Below are 12,989 nucleotides of genomic sequence, written 5' to 3'. Positions count from 1 at the left end.
GAAGGTATGCTCTTTATTGGAATTTATAATCCAGCGCGGCCTGCATGACGGGATCGACGCCTGCTCTAAAATCTTCGATGGTGGTGGGTACAGGGAGGTCGGGAGGGACTGCATCCTGTCCCAAATACAACGGATTATGATACTCGGTTGTGCAGTAGTAAGCCGTCAATCCGGTCGCCGGAAGCTTCAGCGGAAGGATGTTTCCCGGCTTGTTCGGGTCCCCGTTGGTCGGTTCACCGATCAAGATGGCTTGAAATGCCGAGCGCAGCACCATAGCGGTGTCCATGGCCGATGAAGCCGTAGTACGGCTGGTCAGTACGAGCATATGGCGGGCCAGCTCCGGATTCTGCGACAAGGTGTCCAGCAGCGGCTGAATGACGGATGAATCGCCGCCGGAGTTATTTCTCAAGTCAATAATCAGCCGGTCTATCGGCTGTTGCCGGGCAGCGTGCAGCAGCCCTCCCGTGAACTGAAGCATGGAGAGGTTCTTGTCCTGCTCGCAGGAATTGTAGGCGATGTACATCGCTTTTGCCGAGGCCATATATTCGTACTGATAGTTGGAATCGGCATGTTTGAAATTCTGCATGAACTGCTGCGCGGGCATGTATTCTGCAAATTCGGGCTTTGAGTGATTGGCTTCGGTCAGCGTTTCGGCATTAATTGAAATAATCTGTCCATCCTCTTTCTTGAAGGTCAGCTCCACTTTCTCAGTGTCCTCTATAACGCGAAGTCCCTTCAGCACGGAAGGCATCCGGAGATACATCGGAGCTCTCGCCCAAAGACCAACCTCGTTATCCCGCGAAATATCCTTCTTCAGCTTCTCCAGAATTTGCTCCACCGGAACCCCTTCAATGGCGGTTAATTCGCTGTACAGGGTATCCCGGTACCCTGCCACGGTGCCTAACACATACACTTTACCCTCCTGGATGTATAAATTGAACGGAAGAAGCGGCTCCCGAGTAAAAGCGAGAAAGGTATGAACCTGTCCCAATGAAGCCAGCGCTCCCGACAGCTCCAGCTTCACTTCATCGTCGTTCCGGTACTTGGGAAGCTTGCCGATGATCGCCGTAATCCGCTCCTTGAAATCTTCAGCCAGCCGGGGATTCTGCTTCAGTGTAATTTCCTTCTCCGGGAACTCCCGCCGGACAAGCTCCAGATCGGACTTCCAATCGAGCTTCGGCCCCGTTTCACTGGAACAGGAGGCGAGAAGCGGCAGGAGGACAAACAGAAGCACCGCGCAGAGAAGGAAATGAGGATAGCGATTGAACATGAATCTTTTCCCCTTTACAGATATTGGATTTCACTTTGTTTATTATGCAGGCGGACCGTTCCTGAGGGCAAGTGGAGGAAATAAGATTTTTTTCCAAGGAAGGGATTGACAATAAGGAGGCAGCTCTATACACTGTGTATATAAATATAAACAGTAAGCACAGCACATTCGGATTTCGAATCTGTGCCAAAGGATGGATCGCCAATGCAGACGTTGAAAGACTCCTGGTTTATGCTGCGGGGAGATTACAGAGGCAACAAAATGATGCTCCTGTTCCAGCTGGTCTTCTCCATTATCTTCATGGGATATCTCGGAGCGTTCGCCGCAATGACCATCAATGACTCCCTCAAGGCGGGCGAACGGATGGTGATTACCGATTATCTGCTGCTTGCGCTGACTCCGGCCATCGGGTTCACCTACTGCCGCAATACGTTGAAGTATTGGAGCACGAATTCGTATACGAAGCTGTTGGCCTACCTGACCAGCCTGCCGATCCCGGTCCGCGTGATTCTCTGCAAAAGAAGGCTGCAGGCGCTGCTCACTTTCTTCTTCAACGGTCTGCTGTTCTTCGGTATTTTGTACGGTGTCGGTGTTCACTTGCGCGAGGCGCTATCCCTTCCTTCGTATCTCGTCTTCGCTCTGACCTGGACAGGGTACGGAATCGTGCTGACCGGGCTCTACCTTTATTTCGAGTATGCCGTCAGCGGCAAGGCCTATTTCTGGCTCGTGCTGCTGATGATGATGGCGGCGCTCGGCGTTGCGCTGTTGATCCGTCTGGCCGGGGGCAACCTGCTGCTGTACACGGTATCGAATGCAAAATCGCATGGCTTCCTGTCGCCTCTGATGTGGGGCGCTCTGCTCGGCGGAGGCCTCTCCCTGTGGCTGTTCTCCAGGCTGACGGTCTACCGGCTCAAGAGCCGAGACCTCGTATGATTTTCGCGGATATAGGGAAGGCGGTGAACGGAAAAATGCGAATACCGGTTCAGATCGATGAGAGCAGCGCGGAGCCGCTGTATCACCAGATTGAGACGCAGCTGAGGTCCCTCATCATCAGCGGGAACATCGCGGAGGGTACGCTGCTTCCGTCCATCCGGGAGTTCGCGGGGGATCTGAAGTGCAGCGTCATTACAGTTCGCCGGGTCTATCAGGACCTGGAGAACGAGGGGCTGCTTCGGACCCGGCAAGGCACCGGAACGTTCGTCTCCCATGTCGGAGACGGGGCAAGGGAGGGATTCAAGCTGGAGACGGTACAGAAAGCGCTGGAAGCGGCGGCGGAGACCGGATGGTCGGTGCAGTACAATGAGGCCGAACTGGTCGCGCTCTTTCGGGATATTGTGAAGCGCAAATACGGAGGACGGAAATCGGAGGGTGAGAGCTGATGGCGCAGATGGCGGCGGAGCTAAGGAACGTAACCAAGAAGCGGCGAACCAAGACGGTAGGCCCGCTTCATCTGGAGGTGCAGGAGGGCTATATTACCGCGCTGGTGGGACAGAACGGCTCCGGCAAAAGCACGCTTCTGCAGATGCTGTTGAAGCTGACGCATCCGGACGAAGGCGAGATCCGTTGGTTCGGCCAGAGCTTCGAAGGCGAGCTGCCGCTGTCGGTCCGGCAGACGATCGCTTATGTGGCGGAGCATCCGATCCGGCAGGAGGACTACTGGGGGCCGGAAGAGGCCGCCTGGTTCCGGAGCCGATGGTATCCGCAGTGGGACCAAGGCTATTTCGAGAAGCTGATGCATACGTTCGAGGTGCCGAGAGGACAGAAGCTTGGGAAGATGTCCAAGGGCGAGCGCCGCAAGTTCGAAATCGCCGCCGCCCTTGCCGCAGGCCCGAAGCTCCTGCTCCTCGACGAGCCTTCCTCCGGCCTCGATCCCTTCGCCTGGAAAGCGATGATCGAGATTCTGCAGAGCTACATGAACGAAAGGCAGGCCGCGATTCTGATCTCCACCCATATTGTGGAGGAGGTGCGGCGGCTGGCCGATTATATCGCCCTGCTGCATCAGGGCAGGCTGCTCGGGATCATGGAGAAGGACGCTCTCCTTGGGGCGTGGACCGAGGTCTGGATCTCCGCCCATGACGAGGAGGAACTCCAGGGAATCGCTGCCGAGCTGCCGGATGCCTTCCGGCCCGTCATGGGGGCTCCGGGTACCGCTTCTCTTTTGACGTCCCGGCTTCCGGATTTGGAGAAACGCCTGGCCGACTTGAACGTAAAGGTAATCAGAAGCCGCAGTCTGGATTTGGAAGAAAGCTTGGAGCTTTGGATCAAGGGATACACCCCGAAGGACATGGACGCGTAAGGAGAGGAGACAAGGACGATGGAAGCATTGAAACTGGAAGGTGTTGTGAAGCAGTACGGCGACAAAACGGCGGTGAACGGAATCAGCCTTGGCGTGGAGCAGGGTGAGATTTACGGACTGCTCGGGGCCAACGGCGCGGGCAAGACGACGACAATGCGAATGGTGCTTGGCCTGATTTATCCCGATGGAGGCTCGATCCGTTATAACGGCAAACCGTTCAGCAGCGAGCTTCAGTCGATTATGGGTTATCTGCCCGAGGAGAGAGGGCTGTATCCGAAGGTGAAGGTCAGCGAACAGATCGTCTATCTGGCCCGCCTGCGCGGCATGTCCGCGGCCGATGCCGACCAGAGCCTGCGCTACTGGCTGGACCGCTTTGAAGTGCCCGAGTACTACAACAAGAAGATCGAGGAACTGTCCAAGGGCAATCAGCAGAAAATGGGCTTTATCGCCGCTGTGGTCCACAAGCCGCAAATTCTGATTCTGGATGAAGCCTTTAGCGGTCTTGACCCCGTCAATGTCGAGCTGCTTAAGGATACGGTCAAGGAGCTGCGCGATCAGGGAACGAGCATTCTGTTCTCCACCCACCGGATGGAGCATGTGGAGGAGCTGTGCCGGCATATCACCATTCTGGACCGGTCGAACACGGTCGTGCAGGGCGATATCCGCGATATCAAGAAAGGCTATCCGAGAGAAGAGGTATTCCTGCGGACTTCGGGAGAAGTGGCCGATCTCGGCGGCATCCCCGGCGTAACCGCCGTGGAGCGGAAGGAGAGCGGATATACGGTGCGAATCGCCGATGTCTCGGCGGCCCAGCTTGTGCTGCGGAAGGCGCTGGAGCAGGGCGAGGTCGAGCATTTCGAAATCAAGGAGCCGACGCTTAACCAAATCTTTATCAAGGCGGTGGGTGAATCTCATGAATAAAATGGGGACGATTATCGGGTTCACGTTCAAGAATAAGGTTAGAACGAAATCTTTTCTGATAACAACGCTGATTCTTGTTATACTGCTAAGCATCGGGATGAACATCCCCTATCTGATCAAAGTGTTTCAGGGTGACGATTCGAACGGCTCGGGCTTGTCCATCGGCGTCGTAGCGGAGAATGGAAGCCACGCGGTCCAACTGCTTCAGACTTATGCGCAGCAATCGGATACAGGCGCGAAGATCACGGTGTATCCGAGCGCTGACGACGCCGGTCTGAAGAAGGCGATGCAGGACGGACAGACGGACGGCTATCTGACCTTCACGGAGCAGGGTGGAGCCGGACTCTCGTCGCCTGTCTATCATTCCTCGGGCAGCGGCTCCAAGGCGCAGAGCTTCCTGCAGACCGCTCTCCAGCAGATCAACGCGCAGCTCATCGCCGGAGACAAGCTGACGGCGGAGCAGATCGCCGCGATGAACGCTCCAATCAGCCTCGGCATGGAGAAGATTAATGCCAACGGAGGGGAAGCGGCCGATGGGTCGCATCCGATCATCAACTATGTGCTCGTGTACTGTCTGCTGATTCTCTTCTTCATGTCGATCATGATGACCGGCAATATGATTTCGGCCGAAGTCACTTCGGAGAAGAGCTCCCGGATCATGGAGATTCTGATTACGAGCGCCGCTCCGCTGGCGCAGATGTTCGGCAAGGTGATCGGTATTTTCCTGGTCGGCCTTATACAGATCGTGATCATAGCAGCGGCTGTGGCTGCCAACCTGCTGCTGCCTCATAACGCGGATGTGCTGAAGGATTTCAATCTCGACCTCGGCCAACTCAGCGTCAGCTTGCTCGTATACGGTCTGATCCTGTATATTCTCGGCTACTTCCTGTACGCGCTGATGTATGCCGCCGTTGGCTCGATCGTGAGCCGCACCGAGGATCTCGGCCAGGCGGTTATGCCAATCATGATGCTCGGCTTCGTGAACTTCTATGTGCCGCTGTTCAGCATTTCGGCCCCTAACACGATGCTCGTCAAAGTTGCGAGCTATGTGCCGTTCACTTCTCCGCTCAGCATGCTGCTGCGCATCGGCGTCGGCGACGTCGCCTTCTGGGAAATCGCCGTGTCGCTGCTGATCCTGCTGGTCACCTGCTTCGGAATGGGCTGGCTTGCCGCCAAGATCTACCGCACAGGCGTCCTGATGTACGGGAAGCGCCCAAGCATCAAGGAGCTGCGTAAGGCGATGAAGGCTTATAAAATTTAAGGAGTGGGAATAATGGATGAAAAACAACAACAGAGTTTAGGAATACTCTTTGTATCCTCTTTTCTTTCGCTAACAGCAAGTCGAATTATCCATTCAAACGGAAGTAATCTGATGGATTTCTCGCAAGGGATTTTAACTGGTATGGGGCTTGTGGGTATGGTGCTGACCATTATAACCTATGGCAGATATAAAAAGCGCAGTCAATAAGAACGGGACTTGTATCAGGGTTTAATACAGTTGGTCGCCAGGCTCATCCGCGGTTGAAACGGGTGAGCCTTTTATTATTTTTGTGATTGAATACGGTAAGCATTGGACTTGAAACCATTTGTGAAATGGATATAAANAAATTCATTCCAATTAAGAATGATATGATTCACTTCATTTAAACTAATTAATAGTAAAGGTGATTAAAGTGGCCTCGAATAAACGAGAAGATATTATGAAGGCAGCATTAGTGCTATTCGCTGAAAGAGGATATGACGGAACAACCGTACCGATGATTGCAGAAAGCGCGGAGGTAGGTGCAGGTACGATCTACCGCTATTTTGAGAATAAAGAATCGCTGGTAAATGGTTTATTTCAGCATTGTGTGGAGGAATTTACGGAGACCTTGAAATTTGAGGCGATTCATTCCACGCCAGATATTCGTGAGCAATTCCACTATGTTTTTCAGCGTCTGATTCAGTATGCGGATTATGATGTGAATGCGCTGCTTTTTATTGAATCCCATAGCAGTGCTTATTATTTGGACGACAAGAGCAAGAAAATGTTTGAAGAGCTGCTCGGTACAGTTCGCCAAGTCCTGGAGAACGGCAAACAGGCGGGAGTCATTAAAGATTTTATAACAGATGCATTGATTGCAATTGTATATGGAGCCTTTGTACTGACGTTCAAGTTGATTAAAGACGGAGTATTAACGGAAACTCCCGAGCTTCTTCAAGGGCTTGAAGAAAGCTGCTGGAATGCCATTAGAGTCATATGATGGAGCTGTGGGATGGATCGAGCTTAGTATTTTCATACTTGTAAAGTGGGAAGAGATGAGTATAATTAGGAATGAAAATTCATTCCGGAAATTGAAGCCGCTGATTTAAGATAATCATTCCATTGTGGTGAAAGGAGAATTTAGCTGAGAAAGAGACGAAGTAAACTTTTGCTAATGCCATTGCTTCTAGTGTTCTTCCTGCTTTCCGGTTGTGCCAAAGGAACGCTGCAGGCTACGGTCCATAAGGATGGGAGCATAGATTTTCAAATGACTGTGAGCGCGGATAAGCGACTAGACTCATTTATAGGTGAAGACTGGAGAAGTGCGCTTGAGACCAGACTTGATGAGCTGGGCATTCAATACAGCACTACGCAAGAGGGACAAACAGTAAAGTATGAAATGAAGAAAACCTATACGTCGGTCGATTCGATGAAATCAGAAGTTGGTCAATTGGATGGAATGAAGCTGAAGCTGGAGGAGCAGAAGCATTTCTGGTACACAAAATATGCTTTTACCGGGCAGCTTGATCTTGATGGATTCGATCCTGGGCTTACGCAAAAAATTCGTTCGGTAGAGCTTCCAACGCTACTGAAGCAGCTAGTGTTAAAGCAGCTATCCTTAAATGTGGTTCTTAATTTGCCGACGGACAGTTTTGGAATGCAGAATGCTGATCGGGTAGAAGGAAAAACCTTAACCTGGAACCTTAACCTGTTGAACCCCGAGCCGATTCAAGTTGAATTTTACGCTCCAAATATCAAGAACATCGTATTGGTTTCATCAGCAGGAGTATTAGCAGTTATTGCTATTGCCGTTTTTCTGCTGAAGAGAAGAGGCAAGGCTGCTTGAATTCACTGGATAGTATAAGAGCCGGCATTCTGCCTTGAATATGGCAGAATGCGGCTGCTGATATCAGAAACCAAAAATACTTGCAGATTAATCGGAATGAATTTTCATTCCTATACCGGACGACAATTCATTTTTCAAACTAACCTGGAGGCCTGTAAATGAAGAAATTAGCAAACGGAAGAAGCATTTGGTTGTTGGCATGGATAATAGTTACTGTGGTAATCACGCTGCTTATGCCGGACATGGATGTCCTGGTTCGGGAGAAAGGACAGGCATCAGTTCCAGCAACTACTCAAAGTGAAATTGCTAAATCCATGCTCAATCAAATGGATGATAGCGGGACTGAAAAATATGATATTATCGCCGTATTTAACAGCGGGAGTGCCAAGCCATTAACGGCAAATCAAGAAAAACAGATCAATGCCGTCGTCGAGCAGCTTAAAAATAAGGAGAAAGAGCTCGGAATACAGAAGATCGTCTCCCATCTGGATAGTGAAGAGACAAAGGATCAATTGGTCTCAGAAGATCAGTCGACGATCTTGACGCAGATCTCTGTAGACAAAACCAGTGGTACCATCACCGAAGTTGCCGACAAACTGAACCCGATTGTCCACATTGAAGGGGTTAAATCTTATTTGACTGGCAACGATCTGGTTCTTGAAGATTTTGTGCAATCTACGCAGGAGGGCATTAAGAAAACGGAAGTCATTGCCATCGTATTTATTCTGGTCGTGCTAATCCTTGTCTTCCGCTCTCCCATTGTACCGCTGGTGTCCCTGACTACAGTCGGAGTCTCCTACCTTGTTTCCATGGGAATTATAGCGCAGCTTGTTGACCACTTTAATTATCCATTCTCTAACTTCACCCAGGTCTTTCTGGTCGTGATCTTGTTCGGAATCGGCACCGACTACAACATCCTGCTGTTCACCCGGTTCAAGGAAGAGCTCAGCCGCCAGAGTGATGTAAATGCTGCAATCAAGGATACTTATAAATCTGCCGGACGAACCGTCCTCTATAGCGGACTAGCTGTGTTTATCGGATTCATGGCTCTGATTCTGGCAGAATTCAAAATATATCGATCCAGCTCTGCTGTCGCGATTGGTGTAGCGGTTCTGATTCTGGTACTGAATACGTTGAATCCCTTTTTCATGGCATTGCTGGGCAAAAAAATGTTCTGGCCGTCCAAACGCTTTGAAGGCCATGGCGACAGCCGCACGTGGGGACTCTTAGCCAAACATGCTGTGCGCCGCCCTTTCGCCGCCCTTGTTATTGTGGCTGTGCTCTGTGTTCCTTTTGTAATGAAGTACAGTGATGTTCTCAGCTATAATGATTTGCTTGAAGTTGACGATTCTTATGCCTCCAAGCAGGGCATCAACGTGATTGAGGATCATTTCTCCCCGGGATTCTCTTCCCCTGCAACGGTTGTTGTTAAATCAGACCACACCCTGGACAACAGCGAAAGTCTGCAGGCGCTGGATGAATTGGCTGACAAAATTTCCAAGGTGGACGGAGTAGCAAGCGTGTATACGGTAACCCGGCCAACGGGGAAGAAAATTGATGAGCTGTACATCAGCGACCAGACTGGCGAGTTAAACAGTGGACTGGATGAAGCGGCAACAGGCATTGACAAGATAAATGGGGGACTGTCCTCTGCGGAGGAACAATTGAACGGTACGGATTCCAGCAGCTTGGCGGATGTACAGAAGCTGATTGATGGGACCAGCGCAATGAAGCAAGGTGCGGCCGAGCTGCAAACAGCGATGAATCAAGTAACGCAGGGAATCAACAGCGGTGCAGATGGTGCCAAGAATCTGAAATCCGGTCTGGCAACGGTGGAGACTAAGTTGGATACCTTGTCAAAAGCGACAGGGCATTTGGTACAAGGCTATAACCAGCTTGAATCTGGCTTAAGTCCATTCACCCAATATTTCACAACGATCGGGCAGTCGATTGAAGGGGCTAAGGCTGGATACGAGCAGATTGAGGCCACCATGTCCAGCTTTGTCAAAGAACACCCGGAAATGGCCAGCGATCAGAACGTGCAGACAACCCTGGCCATTGCAGCATCCGGCAAGACGCAGCTTGGGGAGCTGTCAGCGAAATTAAATCAACTGATTCCTCAGTATACAACGGCCATGTCTTCCTTCAAACAAGCCAATACCTCATTGCAGCAGGTTCAAGGCGGGTTAGGTCAATTGGAGAAAGGTATAGCCCAATTGGGCAGCGGAGCTACCAAGCTGGAGAGCGGTTTGAAGGAAGGGGCAGCTGGTTCCGCACAAATTGCAGGCAAAACCAAAGAGCTAGAGACTGGCCTAACCAGCGTAAATAATGGACAGCAGCAGCTGCTTAACGGCCTGACTGATCTGGAAGGGAAAATGACAACGCTGAAGTCCGGACTTAGTGAAAGCACCTCTGGACTTGATAAGGTCAGCAGTGGACTTGCAGATGCACAGGAGTATCTTGCGAGTCTAAGCGGTTCAGAAGCAGCCAAGAAATTCTATATCCCGCAGGATGTTTTGCAGGGGGAAGATTTCCAGAAATCCGTAGATATGTACATGTCCAATGACCGAACAACGGCACGGTTAATGGTCATCCTAAAGGTGAATCCATACACCAAGGAGGCTATGGATATTGTTGGGGATCTGAACAAGCAAGTGAGCGGAGCCCTGGAAGGCACGGATCTTGGCGACGCTAAGGTTGCTATTGGCGGGAAATCCTCTCAGAATGCCGATCTGCAGGACATGGCAAGCGGTGACTTTGCGCGTACAGCGGTAATTATGCTGGTTGGCATCGGTCTTGTGCTTATCCTGATCACACGGTCATTTTGGCAGCCGGTATTTATTGTCGCCTCACTTCTGCTTGCTTACGGAACTTCGCTTGGACTCAGTGAATTTATTGGAACCAGGATTCTGGATGTGGATAACTTAGGATGGAATGTTCCATTCTTCAGCTTTATTATGATTGTTGCTCTTGGAGTGGACTACAGTATCTTCCTGATGATGCGTTACCGGGAGAATGGCGAAGCATCCAATAATGCGCTGGTTGATGCTGCCCGTCATATGGGGGGAGTTGTCATCTCGGCGGCAATTATTCTGAGCGGCACGTTCGCCGCACTTATGCCGTCAGGAGTACTGACTCTGATTGAGGTAGCTATCTCGGTCATATTGGGTCTGCTGATTCTCAGCCTTATTATGCTGCCCGTATTTATTCCGGCGCTAATTTCAGTAAGTCATAAGCTTAGCGGGAAGAGTGCCAAGGAAGAATGATGATTGGGTGCAAATTTATAAGGTTGCAGTAGTTGTTAGGTTTGAAAAAGGCAGGTCACTGCTGCCGTGGCTTAATATAGTTGATTGACAGGCTCATCCGTGGTTGAAACGGGTGAGCCTTTTTGATGCACGGTAAATGCTCAAAGCTTTCGAATCGGTGTGATGAGTGCGATGACTACCTCCAGGATTTTGGCGCCTGCTGCTACAGCGAATACCGCGCGTGGATCGGTCCATTCTGACAGGGCAGCTCCGGACATCGCTCCCAAGGGCATGGCCAAACGGGTCAGCATTCTGGAGAAGCCAAGCACGCGTCCGATCATATCGGATGGAATGGTCTCTTGGCGTACGGAGGTGACAATCGTATTCCAGGCGACGTTGCAGACCGTGACCGCGAAAAATGCGATCCCTGGGGCAAGCCAGAAATGACTGACCGAAGCAAAAAGAAAACCGACCGTTCCGATCCCCAGCAGCACCGGGATCAATATGCCCCTGCGGAACCGACTCTCCAGCGGAACGGCCAGAATGCTGCCGATGATGCCTCCAAATCCTAACAGGGTATAGTTAATGCTGCTCTGCGAGGTATTCAGATGGAGAGTGTTCAGCAGGTAGAACATCAACACGCCGAAAGCCGCGCTGTAGCCGAAGTTACCAATCATCGCCTGGAAGGAGAAGGAGAGATTGATTTTGGAACGGATGAGCCATTTGAACCCTTCTCCGATGTCTTTGAAAATCTGCGACAGACTGGCCATCGACTTGGGCTTGCTGAAGCTTGGCATAAGCATCAAAACGACGAGTGTTCCCGAGAATGATACGGCATCGATCCACAGCGTGTTGAATCCCCCGACGGCTACGATAATCACGCCAGCAAGCAGCGGTCCAGCCAGGTCCGCGATTTGATTGCTCAACTGGTAGGAGGCATTAGCCCGCGTTAATTGTTTGGGTGCCAGCGAAGGGATAATGGCAACTATGGAAACGTCGAACATCAGTGAAAGTATGGTGAGCACGAAGGAAATCGCGTAAAGATGCCACAGCTGCAGAACTCCAGCAAGATGCAGCAGAGGGATCAGCCCGACGAGCAGCGCTCTGGAGCTATCGGTAAAGATCATCAGCTTTTTTCGTTCCCACCGGTCGACCATACTGCCCACAACCGGCCCGAACAAGACGATCGGCAGAACGCTCACCGCATACATGGACCCCATCACGATACTGGATTGGGTTAATTTGTAGGAGATCCAGGGAATGGCGAAAGAAAACAGGGAATCCCCCAATCTGGAAATGAACATCCCCATCAGAAACCGGATATAGGAGAGGGGCAATTCCAGAAGCGTATGCGCTGGAACCGCCTGCTCATCCGTCTCAGGCTGCAGGGGTGAAGACATACTTGAATTTGGCACCGATTAACCTTCTTTCACCTCGGAAAGGTAATAAGGATTTGCTCCGAGATTTGTTTAACATGAGACTCCCGAATAAGGGAATAGTGGTCTTGATTTTCCCCTGCTAGTGTGCGAGGAAGTACATCCAGATATAAATACAAGGGATAAAATGGAAATATTGAGCCTTCGGAATACAGCTTGCTCAAGGGTCTGTCTATCATAAGATGCACAGATCGGCATAGAGTTCATGACCATAGAAGCTCGATCATTTCATGACCTTCTCAGAAAGGAATAACAAATTTGGATGTTAATATGTACTTGTTCTTTCATATATTTTCACATGTAATATTTGGAGTGTCTATCATATGGTGTTGTCTCCCAAGACAAACATGGAAAGAAATAATTACAACATTAAGTTTCGGTGCTCTTTGTGGTATATTGCCAGACCTTTTCGGTGGGCGAGCGACTAATCCGTGGTCACATTCAATTCTCGTTTTACCCTTTCTATGTCTAGGTGTTGCTTTCATTGCCAAGCGTATATATAAAGAAGTGAGTTTCAAACGTCTTTGGGGAGCTTGTTTTTTAGCTGTGTTGATAGGGCATTTATTCTTAGATTATTTGGGACATGAAATTTCCTTACTGTATCCGTTTGATCATGCTTCTTTACGCATAGGGGCAATAACTTTGGGAGACCCGATAATCTGGGTTCCATTATTAATTGGAGTAATAGTGAGCTTATGTATGAAGCTTAAACCCAGGTTGCCAGCTTTTATA

General features: G+C 50.5%; 12 protein-coding genes. 10 read left to right on the top strand and 2 right to left on the bottom strand.

What is annotated here, in order from left to right; genetic code table 11:
• Positions 1-13 precede the first annotated feature (13 nt).
• A complete protein-coding gene (locus KIH86_RS10215; protein WP_223084325.1) occupies positions 14-1,270 on the bottom strand; it encodes a S41 family peptidase in 1,257 nt (418 codons plus the stop codon).
• A gap of 204 nt (positions 1,271-1,474) precedes the next feature.
• Between KIH86_RS10215 and KIH86_RS10210 the strand changes: the two genes are divergently transcribed.
• The 9 genes from KIH86_RS10210 (at position 1,475) to KIH86_RS10170 (ending at position 10,842) form a co-directional block, all read left to right on the top strand.
• Complete coding sequence (locus KIH86_RS10210; RefSeq protein WP_223084324.1) at positions 1,475-2,203, top strand: hypothetical protein; 729 nt, start codon at positions 1,475-1,477, stop codon at positions 2,201-2,203.
• A 35-nt stretch (positions 2,204-2,238) separates the two neighbouring features.
• Complete coding sequence (locus KIH86_RS10205; RefSeq protein ID WP_223084323.1) at positions 2,239-2,649, top strand: GntR family transcriptional regulator; 411 nt, start codon at positions 2,239-2,241, stop codon at positions 2,647-2,649.
• Positions 2,649-3,566: an ABC transporter ATP-binding protein gene (locus KIH86_RS10200; protein ID WP_223084322.1), complete on the top strand. Its 918-nt coding sequence runs from the start codon at positions 2,649-2,651 to the stop codon at positions 3,564-3,566. The genes KIH86_RS10205 and KIH86_RS10200 overlap by 1 nt, the downstream gene beginning before the upstream one ends.
• An 18-nt stretch (positions 3,567-3,584) precedes the next feature.
• A complete protein-coding gene (locus KIH86_RS10195) occupies positions 3,585-4,487 on the top strand; it encodes an ABC transporter ATP-binding protein (RefSeq protein WP_223084321.1) in 903 nt (300 codons plus the stop codon).
• A complete protein-coding gene (locus KIH86_RS10190; RefSeq protein ID WP_223084320.1) occupies positions 4,480-5,748 on the top strand; it encodes an ABC transporter permease in 1,269 nt (422 codons plus the stop codon). Before KIH86_RS10195 ends, KIH86_RS10190 begins: the two co-directional genes overlap by 8 nt.
• Before the next feature lie 12 nt (positions 5,749-5,760).
• Positions 5,761-5,955 carry a hypothetical protein gene (locus KIH86_RS10185; RefSeq protein WP_223084319.1) on the top strand — a complete coding sequence of 65 codons (195 nt, stop codon included), beginning with the start codon at positions 5,761-5,763 and terminating at the stop codon, positions 5,953-5,955.
• 232 nt (positions 5,956-6,187) lie between these two features.
• On the top strand, positions 6,188-6,730 hold the full coding sequence (locus KIH86_RS10180) for a TetR/AcrR family transcriptional regulator (RefSeq protein ID WP_223084318.1): 543 nt from the start codon (positions 6,188-6,190) through the stop codon (positions 6,728-6,730).
• A gap of 174 nt (positions 6,731-6,904) precedes the next feature.
• Positions 6,905-7,576 (top strand): hypothetical protein, encoded by a 672-nt coding sequence (locus KIH86_RS10175; protein ID WP_223110423.1) that lies wholly within the window; start codon positions 6,905-6,907, stop codon positions 7,574-7,576.
• Between the two features lie 158 nt (positions 7,577-7,734).
• The gene (locus KIH86_RS10170; protein WP_223084316.1) at positions 7,735-10,842 is read left to right on the top strand and encodes an MMPL family transporter; all 3,108 of its coding nucleotides are present in this window, start codon (positions 7,735-7,737) and stop codon (positions 10,840-10,842) included.
• Between the two features lie 140 nt (positions 10,843-10,982).
• Here KIH86_RS10170 and KIH86_RS10165 read toward each other — a convergent pair whose 3' ends face one another.
• Positions 10,983-12,236 (bottom strand): MFS transporter, encoded by a 1,254-nt coding sequence (locus KIH86_RS10165; RefSeq protein ID WP_235775341.1) that lies wholly within the window; start codon positions 12,234-12,236, stop codon positions 10,983-10,985.
• A gap of 291 nt (positions 12,237-12,527) precedes the next feature.
• Here KIH86_RS10165 and KIH86_RS30090 point away from each other — a divergent pair.
• Positions 12,528-12,989 (top strand): metal-dependent hydrolase (locus tag KIH86_RS30090; RefSeq protein WP_407672261.1); only part of this gene is annotated, 462 nt, incomplete at its 3' end.

Source organism: Paenibacillus sinensis (assembly GCF_019904155.1).
In the GTDB taxonomy this organism is placed as follows: Bacteria; Bacillota; Bacilli; order Paenibacillales; family Paenibacillaceae; genus Paenibacillus_AQ; species Paenibacillus_AQ sinensis.
The sequence above is the reverse complement of the archived record's forward strand: the minus strand, read 5'-3'. Positions and strand labels throughout refer to the sequence as shown.

What these genes read in the sequence shown, in the direction of transcription:
- KIH86_RS10215 (WP_223084325.1), bottom strand. Translation starts at nt 1,270, where the DNA reads ATGTTCAATCGCTATCCTCATTTCCTTCTCTGCGCGGTGCTTCTGTTT.
- KIH86_RS10210 (WP_223084324.1), top strand. Translation starts at nt 1,475, where the DNA reads ATGCAGACGTTGAAAGACTCCTGGTTTATGCTGCGGGGAGATTACAGA.
- KIH86_RS10205 (WP_223084323.1), top strand. Translation starts at nt 2,239, where the DNA reads ATGCGAATACCGGTTCAGATCGATGAGAGCAGCGCGGAGCCGCTGTAT.
- KIH86_RS10200 (WP_223084322.1), top strand. Translation starts at nt 2,649, where the DNA reads ATGGCGCAGATGGCGGCGGAGCTAAGGAACGTAACCAAGAAGCGGCGA.
- KIH86_RS10195 (WP_223084321.1), top strand. Translation starts at nt 3,585, where the DNA reads ATGGAAGCATTGAAACTGGAAGGTGTTGTGAAGCAGTACGGCGACAAA.
- KIH86_RS10190 (WP_223084320.1), top strand. Translation starts at nt 4,480, where the DNA reads ATGAATAAAATGGGGACGATTATCGGGTTCACGTTCAAGAATAAGGTT.
- KIH86_RS10185 (WP_223084319.1), top strand. Translation starts at nt 5,761, where the DNA reads ATGGATGAAAAACAACAACAGAGTTTAGGAATACTCTTTGTATCCTCT.
- KIH86_RS10180 (WP_223084318.1), top strand. Translation starts at nt 6,188, where the DNA reads ATGAAGGCAGCATTAGTGCTATTCGCTGAAAGAGGATATGACGGAACA.
- KIH86_RS10175 (WP_223110423.1), top strand. Translation starts at nt 6,905, where the DNA reads ATGCCATTGCTTCTAGTGTTCTTCCTGCTTTCCGGTTGTGCCAAAGGA.
- KIH86_RS10170 (WP_223084316.1), top strand. Translation starts at nt 7,735, where the DNA reads ATGAAGAAATTAGCAAACGGAAGAAGCATTTGGTTGTTGGCATGGATA.